Source organism: Aeromonas sp. R4-1 (assembly GCF_040908325.1).
GTDB lineage: Bacteria > Pseudomonadota > Gammaproteobacteria > Enterobacterales > Aeromonadaceae > Aeromonas > Aeromonas veronii.
Genome location: NZ_JBFODM010000086.1, coordinates 17,284 through 38,816, shown reverse-complemented (window position 1 = coordinate 38,816; position 21,533 = coordinate 17,284). Strand labels below are relative to the sequence as shown.

The window sequence follows — 21,533 nt, the reverse complement described above, 5'->3', positions numbered from 1 at the left end:
AAGAGCTGCTCACTGAAGCTGAAAATTTCATGAAAATAATCGCCGGATATCCTCCATTCACGGCGCAATATCCGAATCGGCAAGAGAGCCTCGAGTGGATCAGCCCCGAGAATAATATCAGAGTCTCGAATGATACCAGCTCGCACCAGCGAAAGATCCGACCAGAAACATGATACGCATCACACTATTAACTTAGCCTGCTAAACAAGTATGATACTTAGCAGGCTAAGTACATTGAGGATGAGAAGATGACGGATCTGGAAAGGTTGCGCGAGCTGTCGCTCGCCGAGCAGATAGCGCGGATGCACCGGCTATGGCGTACTGCCGCCGACCTGGAGCTGGCTCCCCTTGGCCTCACCCATCCCCGCTGGACCGCGCTGTGGAAACTCTCCCGCATGGGGAACCATGTCAGCCAGAAGACCCTGGCCGAAGCCCTCGAGATAGAGCTCCCCTCCCTGATGCGCACCTTGGGCCAGCTGGAAGAGCAGGGACTGATTGAGCGCCACTGCTGCAGTCAGGACAAACGGGCCCGCATCGTCTGCGTGACCCCGGCTGGCCAGACCCTGCTCGATCAGATCGCCGACCGCATCATGAATATCCGCCGGGAGCTGCTGGGGGGCATCGACGAGCAGACCCTGCAGCTGTTTGAAGCCACTGTGCAACGGATCTCGGCCAACGCCCTCAGCAAAATTGAACAACACCACGACCGACAAGCCGGAGGCGATACAAGTCCTCCCGAGACCGACACAGAGAGAGAATAAGATGACCCCGGATCAACAATTTACCCGCTGGATCAAATGGTCCATGGCGGGCTTTGCCACCTTGTTTGCCTATTTTCTGATAGCCGACCTGCTGATGCCCCTCACCCCTCAGGCGATGGCGACCCGGGTGGTCACCAAGCTGGCCCCGCAAGTGAGCGGCAAGGTGGTCGAGGTCGCCGTTCACAACAACCAGCAGGTCAAGAAAGGAGAGCTGCTGTTCAGGCTGGATCCGGCCCCTTTTGAACTGGCAGTGGAGCAGGCCCGCCTTGCGCTGGCGCAGGCAGAGCAGCAGAACAGTGAACTGGATGCCGCCCTGACCGCCGCCGTTGCCGAGATCAACGCCAAGGAGACCCTGGCCAGCCAGAAGTGGCGCGAGGCTGAGCGGATCGATGCGCTCTACCAACGTCACATGGTTTCGCTGCAACAAAAAGATGAGGCTGACAGCGCCCTGCGCAGCGCCCAGGCCAACCTGCGCGCCAGTCAGGCCAAACTGGCCCAGATCAAGGCCAGTCGTGGCGTGACCGGTGAGGATAATCTGTTGCTGCGCCAGGCCCGCAACAAGCTGGCGCAAGCGCAACTGGCCCTCTCTTACAGCCGGGTCCACGCGGATCAGGATGGCACCATCACCAACTTGCAGCTCAAGCCGGGCAGTATCGCCAGCGCTGGCAGCCCGCTGCTGGCGCTGGTGTCGGAACAGGTCGATGTCATAGCCGATTTTCGGGAGAAGAGCCTGCGCCATGTTGGCGAGCAAACCCGCGCACTGGTCGCCTTCGATGGCGAGCCGGGTCAGCTCTATCCTGCTCGGGTAAGCAGTCTGGATGCCGGGGTGAGTGCCGGTCAGTTTGATGCCAACGGTCGACTGGCCGCACCGGTGGAGTCGGATCGCTGGGTAAGAGATGCCCAGCGGATGCGGCTGCACCTCGAGCTGGAGCAGCTCCCCGACCATCTGCCAGCCGGGGCGCGGGCCACGGTGCAACTGCTGCCGGACAATGCCCTGACCGCCATGCTGGCACGGGGCCAGATCCACCTGCTCAGCCTGCTCCATTATGTCTACTAACCACGCCACTCACCCGTTGGCCAATACTACCCCAGCCCACCCCGTCGGCGGTGCTGCCACTCACCTCTGGTATCGGCCCCTCACCGGCAACGAGCTGCGCCAGTGCCTGCGCATCGCCTTTGGCTGCACCACGGGCTTTCTGCTCTGCAAACTGTTTGGCTGGAATTACGGTGTCTTCTATACGGTCACGCCGGTGCTGCTGCTGGGGATGGTGCCGGTGATGAATGGCCATGCCGCGCGCCAGCTGATCGCGGCGGCGGTGGTCTGTGGGGTGGAGGTCGGGCTGCTGGGGGGGCTGTTTGGCAGCCATCCGGCGCTGATGACTCCCATCGCCTTTCTGCTGTTTCTCTACCGTTTCGCCGCCATGTCGCGGGGCAGCCTGTTTCTGTTCGGAGCCAACGGGGTGCTGAGCCTCAGCATCATGCTGCACTTTGCCAGCTATCCGCAGACCGACCTCAACGACCTGATCCTCAACAATATCTGGGCGAGCGTGCTGTCGGTGCTGATCGCTTACCTGATGACCATGCTGATCCCGGATGTGGAGGCCAGACCCAAGCCAGCCTCGGCCCCCAAGGCGCCGCACCGGATGCGCCATGAAGCACTGCTGGGTGCCACTGTGGCCACCCTGTCGTTTCTGGTATTTCAGGTGTTTGACCTGCGCGACTCCATGTCTGCCCAGGCCACAACCCTGCTGGTGCTGTTCCCCATGCACTGGAACGGCGCGCTGAGCTATGCCCGCAAACGGGCGATGGGCACCTTGCTGGGGGTCACCTTCGGCTTGCTCGGCCAGCTGCTGCTCTATGACTGGTCAGGGCAACTGCTGCTGGTCGCCCCGTTACTGTGGCTCGGCGCCATGCTGTTCAGCCATGCCCATGTCAAGGAGGCAGGCGGCTCTGGGGTCGGCTTTGGCGCCCTCACCACCCTCGGCATCCTGTTTGGCCAGTACCTCACCCCGGGCAACGATCTGGTGTTCAGCGCCCTCTACCGGGTGAGCAGCATACTGTTTGCCATCGTGGTCACCCTGCTGGCCTGCTACCTCGTCCACCGGTTGCTCAACCGCTTCGAGGCCACCCGCTTCGGTTATTGATTTCCTGTTGTAAGCACTGTTGTCAGCCCATGGATGAGCTCTCTTTCGCCCCGTCGCCTGCCGGGGCGTTTTTTCTCTCGCTCGTTTACCTCCCTCACCAATACTCCTGCCACTACAAGTCAGCGCAGAAGTGTGGCTATGCTTGTAAGGCTGCTGTCGATGAGGTGTACCTATGGTCGCGTTGTTAAAAAAATGGCTGGTTTGTCTGATGCTGTTGGCTACCAGCCCACTCGGGGCCACCCCGCTTGTCATTGGTGCCGAAGATGACTGGGCCCCCTACTGCGAGCGCGACAAGGACAATGAGGATGACCAGCCCCACGGACTGGCGCCTGAGCTGGTCAAGGCGGTGTTCGCCGCCGAAGGGATCGAGATTGTCTTTCGCACCCTCCCCTTCGCCCGCTGCATGCACGATGCGAAAAGCGGCAAACTTGCGGGGTGCTTCAACGCCACCATCACCGAAGAGAACCGCTACCAGTACCACTGGCACGACACCCCCATGTTCGAGGAGGATCTCGCCATCTTCGCCCTCGCCAGCGAACCGCAACGGGATCTCAAGCTCACCTCGCTGGAAGGCAAGCGGGTGGGCATCACGCTCGGTTACACCTATCCCACCGATTTTATGGAGAACCCCAGGATCACTCGCTTTCAGGCCAAATCTGATGCCCAGATCCTCGAGATGCTGGTGCGCGGCCGGGTTGACTACATCCTGATGAACGGCATGCCGGGCTACCTGAAGATCCAGCAGAAGCAGCTGACCGGCAAGGTGGTCAAGGTTGGCAAGCTCTCCACTGATGGCTTCTGGCTCGCCTTCTCCCGCAACACACCTCAAGGGGAAGCGCTGGCCAAGCAGTTCGAACAGGGGCTGCAGAAGATCAAAAACAACGGCATCTATGAGACGCTGATCCGCCAGTTTGAAACCAGACTTGGCCTCTACTGATTGACGATGCCTTCCTGATTGCGCCCCCCTCATACTCGCGGGGTATGCCGGACAGCAAGCGACGCACCGAATGGCCGTGCGGATTGCACAATAACGGCAACCTGTTAGGCTCACGCCCGTATGACACCAATGGAGCTGTAATCATGAATAAGGTACATATGATGGCCGCTGGTGCGCTGGCCCTCGGCCTGCTCGCTGGCTGCAATCAGGGCAATACCCTCTCAGTCACTGGTGGCGAACCGGTCAGTTACCAGTGCGAGCAGGGCAAGAAGGTGCAGGTGCGCTACTTCTCCCTCTCCGACGAAAGCCTCAACTTTATCAAGCTGTCACTGCCGGACGGCAAGGATTACACCCTGCCCCAGGCCATTTCGGCCTCCGGCGCCCGCTATACAGACGAGCACGAGGCCGTTTGGTGGAACAAGGGGGATGAGGGCTTTGTCGAGCTTCGGGATCAGGATGGCGAGTGGCAGACCGCCTACAACGACTGCAAACAGCAATAAACGTGACCCCGGCCTGGCCGGGGTCTCTCGTTCTCTGGCATCAGAGTGATCGGGGGATCAGTTGATCTCGATTTCGAAGTGGTTGGTCACCTCGACCGGAATGGCATCCGGGTTGCCCTCAGCCGGGCTGTAGCGGATCCGCGAGAGGGTCGCCAGCGCGCTCTGTTCCAGCTCGCCGGGGGGCTCGGCCGCCACCACTTCCGGCTTGACCGGCGTGCCGCTGGCGTCGATTTGATAGCGAACTTCCACATACCCCTTGACCGGTTTGGCTGGCAGGGCGGGCTCGTCATTGCCAAGCCATGACCACTGCTTCTCCTGAACCCAGTAGCTGGACAACTGCTCGAGAGGGATAGCGATCGGAGCGCGCTCGTGCGCCACCTCCTGACGGGATGAACACCCCAGCAACAGTGTCACTGCCAGACCTGACCATACTGCGACTTTCCAATTCATGTAACGCTCCTTGTTCTTTGCCGGTGCTTGTTGCCGGACTGCAGGGCGCTCAACGCGGCCCGCTTGGTCAGTCACCCATCCTAACGAAAAAGTATTCGTATGAACATGAACAAAAGGGCCAACCCCGAGAGGTTGGCCCTTTTATCGTCAATGAGCTCACTAACCAGCCGAAGGTATCAGCCGCGTTTGTCGCTCACCACCAGCCAGAGCGCATGGACCATGCCCGGCAGACCGCCCAGCAGGGTCAGCACTATGTTGATTAAAAAGTGCAGGCTAAAACCCACCTGGATAAACGCGCACACTGGGGGCAGGAAAATGGCCAGCAGGATCTTGAGCAGATTGTTCATCTCGGCTCTCCTCTTCATGAATGTCGTCAGGATTGGAATGGGCTAACCATAAACATCCCGGGCTTCAACTGCAAACCAGACAGGGTATTCGCTCACCCGCATCACGCCAGGCGTTGAGGTCGTGGATCTGCTGATTGCTGCTGCCACGCCAGAGCAGGCCAGGGTCTGCTAACGCCTTTTCAAACTTGCCATCCACCAGCACATCCAGCAAGGCCACCAGCTCGCGCTGGGCATCCGAGAGCTCGCCGAGCAGATAGCCGGTCCAGCACCAGATATCCTTGCCCGGACACTCGGCGCGCACCCGTTTCACCAGCGCCAGCACGTGGGGCACGTTGGCCGGGTGGAGCGGATCGCCGCCGGAGAGCGACAGACCTCGCCGTTTGATGCGGCTGTCGTTGAGATCCGCAATGATGCGATCGCTCATCGCCTCATCGAACGGCTTGCCGCCATCGAGCCGCCAGGTGCTCTGGTTGTAGCAACCCGGGCACTGATGTTCGCAGCCCGAGACAAACAGGGTGGCACGGGTGCCGGGGCCGTTGATCACATCGACCGGATAGTATTGGTGGTAGTGCATCATCTCTCTCTATTACGGCCCCCTCATCCCCGCCCCTTCTCCCGCGAGGGGAGAAGGGAGCAAAGCAGCGCAAACAGTACATCGGCCGGTTCCCTCTCCCCTTGGGAGAGGGCTAGGGTGAGGGCTCGGCTTACATATGTTTGACGCGGCGCTTCACCTCTTCCTGCTTGCCCGCATTGAAGGGGCGCGCATCCGGGCTGCCGAGGTAGCCGCAGACACGGCGGGTCACCGACACCTTGGCCGGGTCGTGGTTGCCGCAGCGCGGGCAGGTAAAGCCCTTGGAGGTACATTCGAACTCACCGGTGAAGCCGCAGTCGTAGCACTCGTCGATGGGGGTGTTGGTACCGTAATAGGGCACCTTGTCATAGCTGTAGTCCCAGACGTTTTCGAGCGCTTCCAGATTGTGCTGGATGTTGGGGTACTCGCCGTAGCAGATGAAGCCACCGCTGGCGATGGGCGGATAGGGCGCCTCGAAGTCCAGCTTGTCGTACGGGTTGACCTGTTTCTCCACATCGAGGTGGAAGCTGTTGGTGTAGTAACCCTTGTCCGTCACGCCGGATACCACGCCAAACTCTTTGGCATCGATGCGGCAGAAACGGGTGCAGAGGTTCTCGCTCGGGGTGGAGTAGAGGCTGAAGCCGTAGCCAGTCTCCTCTTTCCACTCGTCAATGGCTGCCCTGAGACGGGCGATGATGGCGATGGCCTTCTGTTGCAGCTCAGCGCTGTCAAACAGGTGCACCTTGTCACCAAACAGGGCGTTGATGGTCTCGTGAACCCCGATATAACCGAGGGAAATGGAGGCGCGGCCGTTCTTGAAGATCTCGCTGACGTTGTCGTCCGCCTTGAGGCGCACGCCGCAAGCCCCTTCCATATAGAGGATCGGTGCAACCCGTGCTTTCACCCCATCCAGACGGGTGATGCGGTACATCAGCGCCTTCTTTGCGACCCGCAGGGAGGCATCGAGACGATCCCAGAAGTCCGCTTCGTCACGGGATTTCAGGGCTATGCGCGGCAGGTTGAGGCTCACGACACCCAGGTTGTTGCGACCTTCGTGGATCAGCTCGCCATTCTCCTCGTAGGCACCGAGGAAGGAGCGGCAACCCATGGGGGTCTTGAAGGAGCCGGTCACTTTCACGACCTGGTCGTAGTTGAGGATGTCCGGATACATCCGCTTGGCGGCACACTCCAGCGCCAGCTGCTTGATGTCGTAGTTGGGATCGCCCTGCTTGTGGTTGAGGCCATCCTTGATGGCAAACACCAGTTTCGGGAACACAGCGGTCTTCTTGTTCTTGCCAAGACCAGCGATACGGTTGCTGAGGATGGCGCGCTGGATCATCCGCGACTCCCAGCTGTCCCCCAAGCCAAAGCCAAAGGTGACAAACGGCGTCTGACCGTTGGCGGTGTGCAGGGTGTTGACCTCGTACTCCAGCGACTGGAAGGCGTCGTAGCACTCTTTCTCGGTGCGGGCCATGGCGTAGGCTTCTACGTCGGCAATGCCCCACTCTTCGGCCACTTCACGGTGCTTCTGCCAACTGATGGTCACATAGGGGGCCAGCACTTCGTCGATGCGGTTGATGGTGGTGCCGCCATAGATGTGGCTCGCCACCTGGGCGATGATCTGGGCGGTCACCGCCGTGGCGGTGCTGATGGATTTCGGGGTATCGATCTCCGCATTGCCCATCTTGAAGCCGTGGGTCAGCATCCCTTTCAGATCGATCAACATGCAGTTGAACATCGGGAAGAAAGGTGAGTAATCGAGATCGTGGAAGTGCAGATCACCGCTCTCGTGGGCCTGAACCACATCACGGGGCAGCATGTGGCTGGTGGCATAGTGCTTGGCGACAATACCGGCCAGCAGGTCGCGCTGGGTCGGGATCACCTTGGAGTCTTTGTTGGCATTCTCGTTGAGCAGGGCAGCATTGGTCTGCTCGACCAGACCGCGGATCTCCTGCGCCAGACGGCCGCGCGCCTCGCGAGCCTGATCCCTGTCGTGGCGATATTCGATATAGGCACGGGCGATGGCCTTGTCGTCGGAAGCCATCAGGTGGTTTTCGACCCGGTTCTGGATCTCGTGGATATCAACTTCACCACGCCCTTCCAGCTCCTGACTCACCGCATTGGCAATGCGGGAGGCGAGTGCCGGATTGGCCTGATTGACCGCTTCCGCCGCTCGGCTGACCGCCTCTGCAATCAGCTGGGCATTGAATGGTGCGCGACATCCGTCACGTTTGATCACAACCGGTTTCATGGATTTTCCCCGTTAAAAGGCCAGGCATTTGCCTCTGGCTCACCCTTGTTGGGCCCCCCTCCCGGCATCTCATCCTGGACGCAAATAAATTCAGCCGAGGCTTGACAAGCCTGGGCTGAAGATAGGAAGGGAACAGCTTATACACAGCTTAATAACACAACATATAGGGATTAAAAACGAATGCGTCCCTATATGTGGTGTCTATTAGGCACCAAAGCGCAGCCTCATTTCTTGATCCAGAACAGGTTTTTCAGCGAGCGGGACAGTTCACGACCAACCCAAAAGAGCCCCATTCAAATCCAATCTCAAGCAGGGTGCGGGCTGGCGTCCGATCCACCCACCCGAAAAAAATCGCCCCCCGCCGCACCGGTTTCGAGATGACAGCGTCAACCAAAACCGCCCATACTGAACAAGAACTCTCTCCCCCTCGACAAGGGACAACCCATGCGCACCTCCCTGCTATTGCTACTGCTATCCACCCTCTCTCTGCCGCTCTGGGCCGCCAACATTCTGGTGATCAGCAGCTACCATCCCGAATACCTGTGGGACCAAAGCTACAACAAAGGGCTGCTCGATGGCTTGCAGGGGGAGCACAAGATCACCCACTTCTATATGGATACCAAACGCCATCCACGGGAGAAGTTCGACGAAATCGCCCAGCAAGCCATCGCCTTTTATCTGAAGAGCAAACCGGATCTGGTGGTACTGGGGGATGACAACGCCATCAACTATCTGGCCAACGAGATCGCCTCGCTGGGTACCCCGGTGGTCTTTCTCGGCATGAACGAGAACCCCCGCCTCAAGGGCTTTGTCGGCCACCCCAAGATCACCGGCGTGCTGGAGCGCCCCCTGCTCAAGCGCAACATCAGCGAAATAAGCCAGATGATGGGGGGGCTCGACAAAGCACTGGTTCTGTTTGATTCCAGCAATGTGGCCCTCACTGCCATTGAGGATGAATTCAAGACCCAGACCGAGCTGCGGGTCGGTCAGACCCGGATCAACAGCCAGCTGATGGGGGATTACAGCCTCTGGCAGGAGGCGGTGCTCAACGCCAAGAAGAACGGCTATCAGGCGATCTTCCTCGACCTCTACCACACGCTGGTCGATGACAATGGCAAGCATGTGAGCGAAAAGACGGTGTTGGAGTGGACCAGCGCCAACACGCCGGTGCCGCTCTTCTGTTTCTGGGAATTTACCGTCGGCAAGGGGATGGCCATCGGCGGGCTGGTGCTGGACGGCCACGATCAGGGGATACAGGCAGCCAGCCTCATCAACACCATACTGGCGGGCACCCTGCCCCGTACCATCTCCCCGCGCGCGGCCCTGCGCGGCGAATATGTCTTCAGCAAGAGCGAGCTGGCCCGCTGGCAGCTCACCGTGCCCGACAAATGGCGCCACAAGATCCTCTGGCGTGAGTAACCGCCGAAACAAAAAAGAGAACCCGGCCATGCCGGGTTCTCTTTTATCAGGAGCTGCGGTTAGCAAGCTTGGTGAGGGCTATCAGCCCTGCAACGCCTGTTGCAGCTCCTCTTCGGTCCAGATGGTAATGCCGAGCTCCTGCGCCTTGGTCAGCTTGGAACCGGCCGCTTCCCCCGCGACCAGCACATCGGTCTTGGCAGATACCGAACCCGCCACCTTGGCCCCCAGCGCCTGCAATGCCGCCTTGGCGTCGTTGCGCGACAAGGTGGTCAGGGTGCCGGTCAGCACGAAGGTCTTGCCGGCAAAGGGTTGCTCCGCGGCCTCTTTCTTCTCGATAGCGGGCCAGTGGATGCCGGCAGCCAGCAGAGCCTCCAACACCTCCACGTTGTGGGGCTGACGCAAGAAGTAGTAAACATGCTTGGCCACCACCTCGCCCACATCGGCCACGTCGAGCAGCTGCTCCACCGATGCAGCGCGCAGGGCATCCAGCGTGAGGAAGTGGTTGGCAAGGTTGAGCGCAGTCGCCTCCCCCACTTCGCGGATCCCCAGAGCAAACAGGAAGCGCGGCAAGGTGGTACTGCGCGCAGCATCGATGGCGGCTACCAGATTGAGGGCCGATTTTTGCCCCATCCGCTCAAGACCGGCCAGCTGGATGGCATTGAGGCTGAACAGATCCGCGGGGGTCTTCACCAACCCCTTGTCCACCAACTGCTCGACAATCTTGTCGCCAAGGCCATCCACGTCCATGGCGCGACGGGCGGCGAAGTGCTTGATCGCCTCCTTGCGCTGCGCCTCGCAGAACAAGCCACCGGAGCAGCGGGCAACAGCCTCTCCTTCCAGCCGCTCGACCGCAGAGCCACAGACCGGACACTCGGTCGGGAAGAGGATCGCGCGGGCGTCGCTTGGGCGCTGCGCCTCCACCACGGCGACGATCTGCGGGATCACATCCCCCGCCCGGCGCACGATCACCGTATCGCCGATCATCACGCCGAGGCGCTCAATCTCGTCAGCGTTGTGCAAGGTGGCGTTGGAGACGGTGACGCCGCCGACAAACACCGGTTTGAGCTTGGCGACCGGGGTCACGGCGCCGGTGCGGCCGACCTGAAACTCGACGTTCTCAAGCAGAGTCATCTCCTCCTGCGCCGGGAACTTGTGGGCGGTCGCCCAGCGCGGCGCCCGGGCCACAAAGCCCAGCTCCTCTTGCAGGGGGATGGCATCGACCTTGTAGACCACGCCATCGATCTCATAAGGGAGCTCGCCACGACGGGCCAGAATGTCGTCGTGGAACGCCTGACAGCCGGCGGCCCCCTCTTTGAGCTTCACCTCGGGACTAAGCGGCAGCCCCCACTCCTTGAGCTGATTGAGGCGACCAAAGTGAGAGTCACCGAGCAGCTCGCCGCCAACACCGACACCGTAAGCGTAAAAGCTCAGGGGACGGCTGGCGGTGATGCGTGAATCGAGCTGACGCAGGCTGCCAGCAGCGGCATTGCGCGGGTTGACGAATACCTTCTCGCCCGCTGCCAGCGCCTTGGCGTTCATCGCTTCGAAACCGGCCTTGGGCATAAAGACTTCGCCACGCACTTCCAACCGCTCGGGCCAACCAGAGCCCCGCAATGCGAGCGGAATGGCCTTGATGGTGCGCACGTTCTCGGTAATCTCCTCACCGGTGGCGCCATCGCCCCGGGTGGCCGCCTGCACCAGCTGACCATCCACATAGAGCAGGCTCACCGCCAAACCGTCGAGCTTGGGCTCGCAGCAGAAGGTGAAACGCACGTCACGCTTGAGGCGATCGCTCATCCGCTGTTCGAACGCCTGCAACTCTTCGCTGCTAAAGACGTTATCCAGACTGAGCATGGGGATCTCGTGACGCACCTGACTGAACGCCGTCAGCGGCTGACCGCCGACCCGCACGCTGGGTGACGCCGGTGTTTTCAGCTCGGGATGCTCGGCCTCCAGCGCAATCAGTTCGCGCATCAGGCGATCGTATTCGGCATCCGGCACTGTGGGGTTATCCAGCACATAGTACTGGTGACCATATTCGGTAAGCAGTTCACACAATTGACGGTGGCGGGAGAGGGTGTCGCTCATGAAAAAGTCTCGAAGTGTGATTGAACATCCGGCCGGGATAGAAACAAAAATGCGGTACCAGGGTACCGCACTTTTTCTTCACTCGACCCGCATGGCGTATTAGTCGCGACTGGCCTCGTAGGCAGCCAGCTCGTGACGGTAACGGGCAATGGTCTCGTCGCTCAGCGGGCTGCGATCCATATCTGTCAGCATGGCATCGAGATCGCTGGCCAGCTGATCGGCGGCCTGCAGCATGTCCTCGAAGGCAAATGCGGCATTGCTGCGCAGCGGCAGTTGCATGAACAAGGAGACACCCGGCGTGGTGAACTGTTCCATCCGGTACGGGTTGAAGGTACCCGGCTTGACCATGTTGATCATGGAGAAGAGCACTTCACCCTTGCCGTTGGGATCTTCGTGGCGGTGGAAAATATCCATCTCGCCAAACTTGAAGCCCAGCGCCATCAGGGATGAGAGCAGGGTCGCACCTTGCAAGTCGTGACCCGGACGGCCCATCAGGTTGATGACATAGACATCCTGCCAGATCTTCTCGACCGGTTGGGGCGCCATGCGCGGCTCTTCCACCACAGGTGCAGGTGCCACATAGGCCGGCTCTTCATACACAGGCTCGGGAGCCACATGACGGGGCTGCGGCTGATATTCCGGCTCGGGAGCACGCACCGGTTCGGCACGAACGGTGTCAGCGGTACGGACTGTCTCTGCACGGGCACCAAAAGTCGGGGCGGTCGCGTAAGCGGGCTCGACCAGCGGCTCGTCATCCAGCGACTGCATCATGGGCTCGCGCTGGGGACGGGAACGGTAGACCGGGGTACGACGATTGACCTGAGCAGGTTTGCGCACCGGCGCGGCGGGCGCCTCGTCGATCTCCTCGGGCAGCGGTTCGTCGAACGCTTCCTCTTCTTCATAGACAGGAGGCGGCGTAACCGGGCGGGCAGCAGGCTTGCGCACTACGGGCGGCGGCAGATCGTCCTCGTCATCTTCATCATCAAAGGCGGGGACGGCAGGGCGACGACCGAGTTCCGGCTGGCGGCTCTCTTCACTGCGCAGCTTGGGCTCGGCACGACGGCCACCACTGACCACGCGTACCTGGCCGATGCCATCGCTGTCGAAGGCGTCGTTATCACGATCCCGCGACTTGGAGTCCATCCGTCCAATCGGTTTCTCTTTGATCGGTGCCTGACGATTCTTTTTGTTGCTCCACAACCCGTGAATGAGCAATGCCGCAATAGCAATACCGCCCAGGGCAACCAAGATGTAACGCAATTCCTGCATTAGCTGCTTCTCTTTCTAGTTTTGCTCAGCCAAAGCGACGGCTTCACCGATATCGACCGACACAATGCGAGAAACCCCGGGCTCTTGCATCGTGACGCCAACCAGCTGCTCAGCCATCTCCATGGAGACCTTATTATGACTGATGTAAACGAACTGTACTGTGCTCGACATCTCTTTGACAAGAGAACAGAAGCGACCGACGTTCACTTCATCGAGCGGTGCATCCACCTCATCCAGCAGACAAAAAGGTGCTGGGTTGAGTCTGAAGATGGCAAAAACCAGCGCAAGCGCGGTTAACGCCTTCTCCCCCCCGGAAAGCAGGGCAATGGTAGCATTCTTCTTACCCGGAGGTCTCGCCATGATGCTCACTCCGGCCTCCAAAAGATCATCGGAGGTAAGCTCAAGCCAGGCACTGCCCCCACCGAACACTTTTGGAAACAGGGATTTTAAATCTTCGTTGACCTTATCGAAAGTGTCCCGGAACCGTATTTGTGTCTCTTTATCAATTCTTTTAATGGCTTGGCTCAAGGTTTCCAGCGCTTGCTCGAGATCCTGACACTGATTTTCAAGATAGGTTGCCCGGGTTTTCGCCTCTTCGTACTCCTCCAGCGCCGCCAGGTTGATGGCGCCGAGCGCCTCCACTTGCCCCTCCAGAGTCTGGATCTCCTGCCGCAGCTTGCTGCGATCAGCGGCGATCAGCACCGCCTGATCGAGATCTACCAGTCGAACCCCCAACTCTTCGAACTGCTCGTGCAGCCCTTGTCGACGGGTGAGGTTGCGTTCGCGCTCAAGGCGCAGGGTTGCCAGCTTCTCTTGCAACGTCACCAGCTGCTTGTGATCGGCACTTCTGGCCTGTTCCAGCTCACCGAGCTGGCGCTCCAGCTCCGCAAGCCGTTGATGGCAGGCGAGCTGCTGCGCCTCCAGATTGCGCTGCTCAGCCAGCAGGGGCGCCAGATCCGGCACTGCCTCGCTATCCGGCCCTTTCAGCCCAGCCAGCTCCAGTCCGAGCCTCGCCAGCTCCTCTTCACCCAGGGTAATGAGTTGGCGCAGATTGCCCAACTCCAGTTGCAGACGCTGGCAGGTCGCTTGTTGCTGTTCGCGCCGCGCACGGGCCTCGTCGACCGCCCGCTCGCAGCGGGTCAGCTGCTCCTGCGCGACCTGCAACCCTTGCGTCAGCGGCTCCCCCTGCTCCTGCAACTCGGCAAGGCGCGCCTCATCGAGTTCCAGTTGTTCACGGGCGCTGGCCAGTCGCTCTGCCTCTTCGGCCTGCTCCTGATCGAGCCGGACCAGCTCTTCGCCGAGCTGACCGAGCCGCTGCAACCGCTCCTGCCGCTGACCCTGCTGCAGGCTCCAGGCTTCGCGCAGTTGTTGCCATTTCTGCTCTTGCTCGCGCAAGGTTCGCTGCGACAACTCCTGCGCACTGGCAAGCTGGGCACGCCGGGCATCGGCAGCCACAAGTTGCTCGCTCAGCTGTGCCAGCCCTGCGGCAACCCTCTCCTGCTCGGTATGCAACCGCTCACGCTCACCGAGCAGCGCCATGGTGCCGAGCGCCGCGCCCTGCCCCAGATCTGCCCAGTTTGGCCCCAGCCAGTCGCCAGCAGGAGTCAGTACCGACTCACCGGCCGCAAGGCTTGGCTGGCGGGCCAATGCGACCTCCCGGCTCTCGACCAGCCAGATGGCATTGAGGAAGGCGGGAATATGCTCGCCGCCCAGTTGCGCCGCCAGCGTACCGGCAACCGCCGGTTGCGCCGGGCCAATCCAGAGCCCCTCTTGCGCCAGATTGCACTCGTCCGCCGGCGTTGCGGTGAGCCAGCGACCCAGCACCTTGTCGAGCGCCGGTGCCCACTCGGGGGCAACCTGCAACCGGTCGGCCAGGGTCGCCCCCTCCATCTGTTCGCCGAGGATCTGATCCAGAGTCGCCAGCCGCGCTTCCAGCTCCCGCTGCAGGCTCAACTGCTGGCCATGCTGCTGCTTGAGTAGTTCATGGGCGTCGACCGCCTGCGCCAGCTGCTCGGTCAGCTCGCTATTGGCCGCCCGCGTCAGCTCCAGCTCACCACTCAGGGCATCGAGGGCCGGTTGCAGGTCATCGGCCTCAGCGCCGAGGGGGCCTGCGCGTTCATCTTCCAGTTTGAGGCGTGCCAGCCGGGTCTTGGCTTGCAGCTCCTGCAAACCACCCAACCGGGTACGGGTCTGATTGAGCTGCCCCTGCACCCCGGCCAACTGTTGCTGCCACTGCTGCTGGCGCAAGCGGGCTTGTTCCAGCTGCTCGCTGGCGTGCTGGCGAGCCTCCTGCTGCTCGGTAAGCAACTGCTCACACTGCTCCAGCCGGGCGCTCTCCTGCTCAGCGCGCAATACCCCTTCGGTCAGTTGATCCTGCTGGCTGGCAAGCTGCGCCTTGCGGGTGGCAATCCGCTCGCCCAGCGCCTCTGCACGGACCTGCCAGTCGCGCCCCAGTTCACTCTGGTGCAGTTGCTGCTGTTCGAGACGGGCGATGGCCTGCCCGCCGAGAAAAATCTGTTGCTGACGGCTCGCCTGCTCGGCTTGCGCCTCTTGTCTGGCGACCGACAGGGTGACGTGGCGCCCCTCATCGGCGGTGCGCTTGGCATCGAGCGCCGCCAGCGCCTGCTCGGCCTGTGCCAGCTCTGTTTTAGCCTCACCAAGACGCGTCTCCAGCGCCCACAACTCGGAGCCAATCAGCTCGGCGCGAGCGGCGCGCGAACGACTCTTGAGCTGTTTGTAGCGCTCGGCCGTTTCGGCCTGGGCTTTGAGGTGGTCAAGGCGCGAACCCAGCTCGCCGCGAATATCGCCGAGGCGCTCCAGATTCTCCTGAGTGTGGCGAATGCGCTGCTCGGTCTCGCGGCGCCGCTCCTTGTAGCGGGAAACCCCGGCAGCCTCTTCCATAAAGAGCTTGAGATCGGCCGGACGCGACTCCACCAGTCGGCTGACAGTGCCCTGCTCAATGATGGCGTAGCTGCGGGGGCCAAGACCGGTGCCGAGGAAGAGGTCGGTCACATCCTTGCGGCGGCACTTCTGGCCGTTGATCTGATAGTGGTTGGAGCCATCGCGCAGCACTTCGCGGCGCACCGAGATCTCGGTAAAGCGGCCGAACTCGCCGGGCACCCGGTTATGGGGATTGTCGAACACCAGCTCCACCGAGGCGCGCCCGTGCGCACTGCGATTGATGGAGCCGTTGAAGATGACATCGGTCATGTTCTCACCGCGCAGATGGCGGGCGGAGCTCTCCCCCAGCACCCAGCGCACCGCGTCGATGACGTTGGATTTGCCACAACCGTTAGGGCCCACCACGGCGGTCATGTCTGCCGACAGTTCGATGCGGGTCGGCTCGACGAACGACTTGAAGCCGGCGAGTTTGATCAGTTTCAGACGCATGGCGACCTGTATCAGTGGCTAAATAAAGAGGATGCGGGCAGGTGACTTTACCAAATCCAGACCCGGCTTTGTGTGTAATATGCAGGCATCATCCCCATTCATGCCCGATTTTTGGTCGCCACGGCACGAAATAAGGAATAGTCGGCGACTTTACCAAATCAAAGGCTTGTTTGTAATATGCTGGCAGTTCTCCCATGCATAGATGGAGCTCACATGAGCCAATCACCCCATATGGTCAAAGATTCAATCAGCGGTGCAGACTACTTTCTGCGCGGATTTTCCCTCATTCGCCAACCGGGCATCCGCACCTTTGTGCTGATCCCCCTGCTGGTCAACTTCGTGCTGTTTGCCGGGGCCTTCTATGCCCTGCTGCTGCAACTGGACGGCCTGTTCGCCTGGCTCCACCAGCAGATCCCCGCCTGGCTCGACTGGCTGGACTACCTGCTCTGGCCCATCGCCCTCATCACCATACTGGTGGTCTTCTCCTTTATCTTCAGCTCGGTTGCCAACTGGGTAGCCGCCCCCTTCAACGGCCTGCTGGCGGAGAAGGTGGAGCAGATCCTCACCGGTCAGCCCGCCAATGACGGCGGCATGCTGGATATCGTCAAGGATGTGCCACGCACCTTCGGCCGCGAATGGACCAAGCTGAAGTATTACCTGCCCAAGGCCATCGGCTGCCTGATCCTGTTTCTGATCCCGGTGGTGGGCCAGACCCTGGCGCCGGTGCTCTGGTTCCTGTTCAGCGCCTGGATGATGGCGATCCAGTATGTGGATTATCCGTTCGACAACCACAAGATCGACTTCATCACCATGCGCGATGCCTTGAAGCAACGCCGTGGCAAGTGTCTGAGCTTCGGCGCTTTGGTGACCCTCTTCTCCGCCATTCCGGTGGTAAACCTCTTCGTGATGCCGGTCGCCATCTGTGGTGCCACCGCCATGTGGGTCGATCACTACCGGCAGGAGCAGTTGGGGCGCTAACCCTTGAACATTGATTAGAAAAGGCACCCGAAACGGTGCCTTTTTCGTATTTAGCATGAATTAAATTAATGCATGCATTCGATAGCTTGTCCCATATGACACGAGTTGGTAGGATTCTGGCCTTTCTCGTTCCCTGGGATATCTCATGTTACATGCACTCTTCTTGGTTGGCTTGGTGGCCGAAGGGATGACCGGCGCGCTGGCCGCGGGTCGGCGACGGATGGATCTGTTTGGTGTGGTGATCATCGCCTCGGCGACGGCCATCGGTGGTGGCACCATTCGCGATGTGCTGCTGGGCCACTATCCGCTGCTCTGGATTGAACATCCGGAATACGTGCTGCTGGTTGCCGCAGCCGCGATGGCGGGTGTGGTCTCCGCCCCCCTGATGCGCTACCTCGGCAAGCTGTTCATGGCCCTTGATGCGCTGGGACTGGTGGTCTTCTCTATCTTCGGTGCGGCCCGAGCGCTGGATATGGGCCACGGCGCCGGTATTGCCTGCATCATGGCGGTGGTGACCGGGGTCTTTGGCGGTGTGCTGCGGGATCTGCTCTGCCAGCGGATTCCGCTGGTGTTTCGTCGCGAGCTCTATGCCGCCATTTCGCTGATCACCGCAGCCCTCTACTGTCTGGCGCTGGATCAGGGCTTGCCGACCAACTGGGCGGCGTTCGGTTCCATCGGGATCGGCTTTGTGCTGCGGCTGCTGGCGGTACGCTTCAAGTGGGGTCTGCCCACCTTCAACTACCAGTACGCGACCCACTGAGTACGCCAGCTTCTGGCCAGTCGGGTTGGATTGCGAGCAACAAAAAAGCGCCCGAGCGGCGCTTTTTCATGGACGGTCTGCGACTCAGTTAATCCCTTCCGAGCTGAAGAAGGTCGCCTTGTCGGCGATAAAGCGGATCTTGATGTTCTTCCCTTCCCCGCCCCAGAGGCAGCTGGTAGTGCCCAAGGCATCGTCACAACGCTCCGCCTTGCCCAGAATGGTGCTGGCCTCGGCGTAACTCATCCCCATCTTCAACTGGTCGTAATTTTCACGGTTGAGCTTGCTGCAACCGGTCAACAACAGGGCGATCAGGCCGCCAATCACTATCTTTTTCATCGCTATCTCCTCTCTGGTGGGAAGAGCTTGGCAGCTTGCCATCCCCTTTACCAGCTGCGCACCGGGCCGGTATCGAGGTGAACGAAGTTGTCACGGGGATAGTAACCAACCCCACCCACCTTGAGCTGGAGCGCCGCCTTGCGCAGATGGGCCAGCTGTACGCCGGGGATCCGCACATCCACCGCCTGCCCCAGGGTGTGGTAACTGTGCTTGGCCACGCCGCGGCTCTTGTGACGCTTCTGGCGATTGGTGGCCGGGGCGCGATAGCCGGAGATCAGCTGAATTTCGCTGCGCCGACCCAGCTTGTGCTGCAACAGGAACAGCTGATCAAACAACTTCTTGTCGATGTTGAACACTTCATTGCGCCGGTAATCGCGGAAAATGTGGTTGAGCTCGGCCAACCCGTCGCTCAGATAGTGGCCATTTTCCCAATAGCTGGCGCGCACCCGCTCGCCGGTATTGAGATTGAAGAAACTGAGTTCACGCCCGGTGGTACTGCGGCTGGCCAGTGCAGGGAAGGAGATCAGCGAGCTGCCCAACAGGCAACCGGCTCCCAGCAACAGGCGACGTCGACTTATCTCTTGTTCCAGCATAAGGGGTTCGTCCATCGCAGATTCAAGCGAAAATAGTTGAATAAGATCACTGATTGAATGTGATACAGGCGCTTGAAACTACCCTCCGGCGGGGGGCCCTGTCAAACCGCAATCGCCCATAGAAAAGCCCGGCACAGGCCGGGCTTTTCACTCTGTGGCAAGGATCACAGCAGGCGGCTCTGGAAGCTGACCCGATCAAATCCGTAGATGTCGTTACGCAATTGCTGGCGACCATTTTCGTCGATCCAGCTGCTCCAGTAGACGGTAAAGACCGGGATCGGCGTGGTGAGCGGCAACCATTTGGTCTGGCTCTCCTTGAGGATATTGGCCACCTTGTCCGGCTGATAGCGGGAGTCCGCCAGCAACAGCTCGGCCAGATCGTCCGCATGTTCCACCCGGATGCAGCCCGAGCTGAAGGCGCGCGCCCCCTGCTCGAAGAGCGCCTTGCGCGGGGTGGAGTGCAGATAGATGGCGTCATTGTTGGGCAGGTAGAACTTGTAGCGCCCCAGGGCATTGTGATCACCCGGCTTTTGCCGCAGGCGATAGGGGAAACCGGCGGCCAGCGCCTGATGCCACCCCTCTTCGGTGAACTGGACCGGATTGCCCTCGCTGTCGATCACCTCGAACTGCTCACGACTCAGATAGGCGGGATCGCGACCCAGCTTGGGCAGGATGTCCTTGCTCAGGATCGAGCGCGGCACATGCCAGGAGGGGTTGAGCACGATGGAGCGAATTTCGCTGGCCAGAATGGGGGTGGCCCGCTGCTCCTTGCCGACGATGACCCGGCTGGTAAACACCTCGTTGCCGGACTCCACCACGCTCAGACGGTAGTCGGGAATATTGACCAGCACGTAGCGGCCACCGGCGAGCTGATCCACCAGATCACGACGCCACAGGTTGCGCAGCAGCAGGCTGGCGCGCACTTGCGGGCCGGTATTGAGCCAGGAGCGGGTCTGACGACCGATGATGCCGTCCGCGGTGAGACCGTGACGACGTTGAAACTGCTTGATGGCCTGCTCGGTATCACCATCGTAAATCTGATCACCATGGCTCGGGGCGCTGTCGCCCAGCTCGTTGAGCATGGCGCGGATTTGGCCGAGCTCGGCTGAGCTCTCTCCGGCACGCAGGGTCGGCATATCGAGGGTCGGCCACTTGCTGGCCATCGGCATCGCCAGCAGCTTGTGCACTTTGGCTCGCACCGCCTCGTATTCAGCCACCTGGGGGCGCAGGGATTTCACCTGGGTGAGCAGGTCATCATCGCTGGGCTGGGTCACTACAGGGCGGTTCAAATCGAGCTTGAGGGTCTTCATCTGCTCGCGAGAGACCAGATCCATCCCCCGCCAGGCGTGCTGGAAACGGCTCAGCTTGGTAAAAATGTCGTCATATATGGCACCACGCTTGTCTGCAGGGGTGGCCTGCAGACGCTTCCACAGCGTGAAAAAATCGGGATGCAGCTGGGCAAGCACAGCCTCTTGCAACTGCTGCTCCAGCTCGACACGGGCCTGTTCGGCCTGACTGCCCTGATACCAGTCGTGTCCGGTTTCACTGGCCGCCACCACAACTTGTGCTTCGGTCGCATGTACCGCGCCAGCGGGCAAACATCCCAGCCACACCAGATTGGCAAGGGCCAGCCAATACTTCATCCCCATGGGTACCTCAAAACGGTTTGTTCACTCTGTCAGGCCTGACAAGCAGACCCGATGCTCAGGCCGCTCATGATGCGTGAACGGCCAATACTTTGCTAGCGCCCGGGGGCATAACGCTGCCAGATAATGTCATACGCATCTGTCTCCTTGAACCGCGCCAACGCCTGATTAAATTGTTGCAAGAACTGCGGCGAAACGCTGCGTTTGCCCAACATAAAGAAGCTCGGCGATTCAGATACCACCATGGGGTGACTGGTGAACAGACCGCTCATCCCCTCCTTGTTAAGAGCGCTGGGGGTAGCCAGCATGTCACCAAGGAAACCGTCGATCCGCCCGCGGGCCAGCTTCTCAAAATTTTGCTGGTCGCTCACCGCACTCACCTGTTTGGCATAGCGAGCGAGCAGCGACATCACTTCATCACCATAGAAGTACTCTTTGGTGACACCGAGGGAGTAACCACTGGCCAGCCAGCTCGCCAGATCCTGCTCGGGATAGTGGCTGCCCTTGCGGATCCACAGCAAGGTCCGCCCCGGGTTGTAGGAGTCGGAAAACCAGGCATAACGAGCGCGCTCATCATTGATATTCGCCTCCATCGCCATGTCTATCTCGCCATGCTCCATCTCGTGCAGTATCCGCTTCCAGGGCAGCTCCACATAGTTGACCTTGCAGTGCATGGAAGTGAGCACAGCCGTCAGCACCTCTGCGGCATAACCGCGCACCTCTTGCGGTGAATCGGCTTCGTAATAATGGTAGGGGGGCCAGTTATCGTAACCGATCTGAATGGGCTCGGGACACAGGGCCCTGGCCAATGTCATTGGCGCCCATAATCCAAGCAACAGACAGCAAGAGAGCCACTTCATATATCATCCTTGACGAATAGGTGAGTCATCATAAATCGCTCCCTGCAAAATGGCGATAGAGGCCAGATGACTATCGCATCCGCTAGAAAATGACGCAGCAAAGCACGTCTATTTGCCAAATACCCCGCCGGAGCACCACTGGCAACCGGCGCCCCGCCAGACCTGTTTAACCGGGAAACAGCAACGTTTGGAACAGGGGTAAAAAGGGGTTAATATGTGACCAAATATTTTTT

19 protein-coding genes are annotated in these 21,533 nt (G+C 60.3%); 8 read left to right on the top strand and 11 right to left on the bottom strand.

The features are described 5' to 3' along the window. Positions 1-248: 248 nt before the first annotated feature. The 5 genes from AB5Y90_RS15705 to AB5Y90_RS15685 all read left to right on the top strand — a co-directional run bounded on the left by AB5Y90_RS15705 (position 249) and on the right by AB5Y90_RS15685 (position 4,342). The gene (locus AB5Y90_RS15705) at positions 249-761 is read left to right on the top strand and encodes a MarR family transcriptional regulator (RefSeq protein WP_005349886.1); all 513 of its coding nucleotides are present in this window, start codon (positions 249-251) and stop codon (positions 759-761) included. Position 762: 1 nt separating this feature from the next. Then, complete coding sequence (locus AB5Y90_RS15700) at positions 763-1,818, top strand: HlyD family secretion protein (RefSeq protein WP_151286697.1); 1,056 nt, start codon at positions 763-765, stop codon at positions 1,816-1,818. Next, positions 1,808-2,905 carry a DUF2955 domain-containing protein gene (locus AB5Y90_RS15695; protein WP_236268054.1) on the top strand — a complete coding sequence of 366 codons (1,098 nt, stop codon included), beginning with the start codon at positions 1,808-1,810 and terminating at the stop codon, positions 2,903-2,905. The genes AB5Y90_RS15700 and AB5Y90_RS15695 overlap by 11 nt, the downstream gene beginning before the upstream one ends. A 208-nt stretch (positions 2,906-3,113) precedes the next feature. Beyond that, a complete protein-coding gene (locus tag AB5Y90_RS15690; RefSeq protein ID WP_279489003.1) occupies positions 3,114-3,842 on the top strand; it encodes an ABC transporter substrate-binding protein in 729 nt (242 codons plus the stop codon). A 143-nt stretch (positions 3,843-3,985) separates the two neighbouring features. Continuing rightward, positions 3,986-4,342 (top strand): MliC family protein, encoded by a 357-nt coding sequence (locus AB5Y90_RS15685; protein ID WP_005338437.1) that lies wholly within the window; start codon positions 3,986-3,988, stop codon positions 4,340-4,342. Positions 4,343-4,399: 57 nt separating this feature from the next. Here the strand turns inward: AB5Y90_RS15685 and AB5Y90_RS15680 are convergent, their stop codons facing one another. From AB5Y90_RS15680 to nrdD, 4 genes are all read right to left on the bottom strand, one after another. Continuing rightward, on the bottom strand, positions 4,400-4,792 hold the full coding sequence (locus AB5Y90_RS15680; RefSeq protein ID WP_368167199.1) for a TonB family protein: 393 nt from the start codon (positions 4,790-4,792) through the stop codon (positions 4,400-4,402). A 176-nt stretch (positions 4,793-4,968) separates the two neighbouring features. Then, complete coding sequence (locus AB5Y90_RS15675) at positions 4,969-5,139, bottom strand: YqaE/Pmp3 family membrane protein (protein WP_005343870.1); 171 nt, start codon at positions 5,137-5,139, stop codon at positions 4,969-4,971. A 64-nt stretch (positions 5,140-5,203) separates the two neighbouring features. Beyond that, positions 5,204-5,713, bottom strand: a complete 510-nt coding sequence (nrdG, locus tag AB5Y90_RS15670; RefSeq protein WP_236341500.1) for an anaerobic ribonucleoside-triphosphate reductase-activating protein — start codon at positions 5,711-5,713, stop codon at positions 5,204-5,206. A gap of 130 nt (positions 5,714-5,843) precedes the next feature. Beyond that, a complete protein-coding gene (gene nrdD / locus AB5Y90_RS15665; RefSeq protein WP_368167198.1) occupies positions 5,844-7,961 on the bottom strand; it encodes an anaerobic ribonucleoside-triphosphate reductase in 2,118 nt (705 codons plus the stop codon). A gap of 444 nt (positions 7,962-8,405) precedes the next feature. Here nrdD and AB5Y90_RS15660 point away from each other — a divergent pair, with 444 nt between their 5' ends. After that, the gene (locus tag AB5Y90_RS15660) at positions 8,406-9,380 is read left to right on the top strand and encodes an ABC transporter substrate-binding protein (RefSeq protein WP_368167196.1); all 975 of its coding nucleotides are present in this window, start codon (positions 8,406-8,408) and stop codon (positions 9,378-9,380) included. An 81-nt stretch (positions 9,381-9,461) separates the two neighbouring features. Here the strand turns inward: AB5Y90_RS15660 and ligA are convergent, their stop codons facing one another. From ligA to AB5Y90_RS15645, 3 genes are all read right to left on the bottom strand, one after another. After that, on the bottom strand, positions 9,462-11,468 hold the full coding sequence (gene ligA, locus AB5Y90_RS15655) for an NAD-dependent DNA ligase LigA (RefSeq protein ID WP_368167194.1): 2,007 nt from the start codon (positions 11,466-11,468) through the stop codon (positions 9,462-9,464). Positions 11,469-11,567: 99 nt separating this feature from the next. Further along, entirely contained in the window at positions 11,568-12,737 is a 1,170-nt protein-coding gene (gene zipA / locus AB5Y90_RS15650; RefSeq protein ID WP_368167193.1) for a cell division protein ZipA, read from the bottom strand. A 15-nt stretch (positions 12,738-12,752) separates the two neighbouring features. Further along, positions 12,753-16,127: an AAA family ATPase gene (locus tag AB5Y90_RS15645; protein ID WP_368167191.1), complete on the bottom strand. Its 3,375-nt coding sequence runs from the start codon at positions 16,125-16,127 to the stop codon at positions 12,753-12,755. A 213-nt stretch (positions 16,128-16,340) separates the two neighbouring features. On the opposite strand from AB5Y90_RS15645, the gene cysZ reads away from it, so the two are divergent. Further along, complete coding sequence (gene cysZ / locus AB5Y90_RS15640; RefSeq protein ID WP_100654293.1) at positions 16,341-17,105, top strand: sulfate transporter CysZ; 765 nt, start codon at positions 16,341-16,343, stop codon at positions 17,103-17,105. A gap of 145 nt (positions 17,106-17,250) precedes the next feature. Then, a complete protein-coding gene (locus tag AB5Y90_RS15635; RefSeq protein WP_005338456.1) occupies positions 17,251-17,865 on the top strand; it encodes a trimeric intracellular cation channel family protein in 615 nt (204 codons plus the stop codon). Between the two features lie 84 nt (positions 17,866-17,949). On the opposite strand, the gene AB5Y90_RS15630 is transcribed toward AB5Y90_RS15635, so the two are convergent. The 4 genes from AB5Y90_RS15630 to AB5Y90_RS15615 form a co-directional block, all read right to left on the bottom strand. Beyond that, the gene (locus AB5Y90_RS15630; RefSeq protein WP_005338457.1) at positions 17,950-18,201 is read right to left on the bottom strand and encodes a hypothetical protein; all 252 of its coding nucleotides are present in this window, start codon (positions 18,199-18,201) and stop codon (positions 17,950-17,952) included. A 47-nt stretch (positions 18,202-18,248) separates the two neighbouring features. Next, a complete protein-coding gene (locus tag AB5Y90_RS15625) occupies positions 18,249-18,794 on the bottom strand; it encodes a DUF882 domain-containing protein (protein WP_005338458.1) in 546 nt (181 codons plus the stop codon). Positions 18,795-18,958: 164 nt separating this feature from the next. Next, positions 18,959-20,443, bottom strand: a complete 1,485-nt coding sequence (locus AB5Y90_RS15620) for a murein L,D-transpeptidase (RefSeq protein ID WP_005358830.1) — start codon at positions 20,441-20,443, stop codon at positions 18,959-18,961. 92 nt (positions 20,444-20,535) lie between these two features. Then, positions 20,536-21,300 carry an ABC transporter substrate-binding protein gene (locus tag AB5Y90_RS15615; protein WP_100654294.1) on the bottom strand — a complete coding sequence of 255 codons (765 nt, stop codon included), beginning with the start codon at positions 21,298-21,300 and terminating at the stop codon, positions 20,536-20,538. Positions 21,301-21,533: the final 233 nt, after the last annotated feature.

Bases quoted from the DNA above. Each gene is read 5' to 3' on its own strand.
- cysZ (WP_100654293.1), top strand. From the start codon at position 16,341: ATGAGCCAATCACCCCATATGGTCAAAGATTCAATCAGCGGTGCAGAC.
- zipA (WP_368167193.1), bottom strand. From the start codon at position 12,737: ATGCAGGAATTGCGTTACATCTTGGTTGCCCTGGGCGGTATTGCTATT.
- AB5Y90_RS15615 (WP_100654294.1), bottom strand. From the start codon at position 21,300: ATGAAGTGGCTCTCTTGCTGTCTGTTGCTTGGATTATGGGCGCCAATG.
- AB5Y90_RS15620 (WP_005358830.1), bottom strand. From the start codon at position 20,443: ATGGGGATGAAGTATTGGCTGGCCCTTGCCAATCTGGTGTGGCTGGGA.
- AB5Y90_RS15680 (WP_368167199.1), bottom strand. From the start codon at position 4,792: ATGAATTGGAAAGTCGCAGTATGGTCAGGTCTGGCAGTGACACTGTTG.
- nrdD (WP_368167198.1), bottom strand. From the start codon at position 7,961: ATGAAACCGGTTGTGATCAAACGTGACGGATGTCGCGCACCATTCAAT.
- nrdG (WP_236341500.1), bottom strand. From the start codon at position 5,713: ATGCACTACCACCAATACTATCCGGTCGATGTGATCAACGGCCCCGGC.
- AB5Y90_RS15660 (WP_368167196.1), top strand. From the start codon at position 8,406: ATGCGCACCTCCCTGCTATTGCTACTGCTATCCACCCTCTCTCTGCCG.
- AB5Y90_RS15630 (WP_005338457.1), bottom strand. From the start codon at position 18,201: ATGAAAAAGATAGTGATTGGCGGCCTGATCGCCCTGTTGTTGACCGGT.
- AB5Y90_RS15625 (WP_005338458.1), bottom strand. From the start codon at position 18,794: ATGCTGGAACAAGAGATAAGTCGACGTCGCCTGTTGCTGGGAGCCGGT.
- AB5Y90_RS15690 (WP_279489003.1), top strand. From the start codon at position 3,114: ATGCTGTTGGCTACCAGCCCACTCGGGGCCACCCCGCTTGTCATTGGT.
- ligA (WP_368167194.1), bottom strand. From the start codon at position 11,468: ATGAGCGACACCCTCTCCCGCCACCGTCAATTGTGTGAACTGCTTACC.
- AB5Y90_RS15675 (WP_005343870.1), bottom strand. From the start codon at position 5,139: ATGAACAATCTGCTCAAGATCCTGCTGGCCATTTTCCTGCCCCCAGTG.
- AB5Y90_RS15700 (WP_151286697.1), top strand. From the start codon at position 763: ATGACCCCGGATCAACAATTTACCCGCTGGATCAAATGGTCCATGGCG.
- AB5Y90_RS15705 (WP_005349886.1), top strand. From the start codon at position 249: ATGACGGATCTGGAAAGGTTGCGCGAGCTGTCGCTCGCCGAGCAGATA.
- AB5Y90_RS15635 (WP_005338456.1), top strand. From the start codon at position 17,251: ATGTTACATGCACTCTTCTTGGTTGGCTTGGTGGCCGAAGGGATGACC.
- AB5Y90_RS15685 (WP_005338437.1), top strand. From the start codon at position 3,986: ATGAATAAGGTACATATGATGGCCGCTGGTGCGCTGGCCCTCGGCCTG.
- AB5Y90_RS15645 (WP_368167191.1), bottom strand. From the start codon at position 16,127: ATGCGTCTGAAACTGATCAAACTCGCCGGCTTCAAGTCGTTCGTCGAG.
- AB5Y90_RS15695 (WP_236268054.1), top strand. From the start codon at position 1,808: ATGTCTACTAACCACGCCACTCACCCGTTGGCCAATACTACCCCAGCC.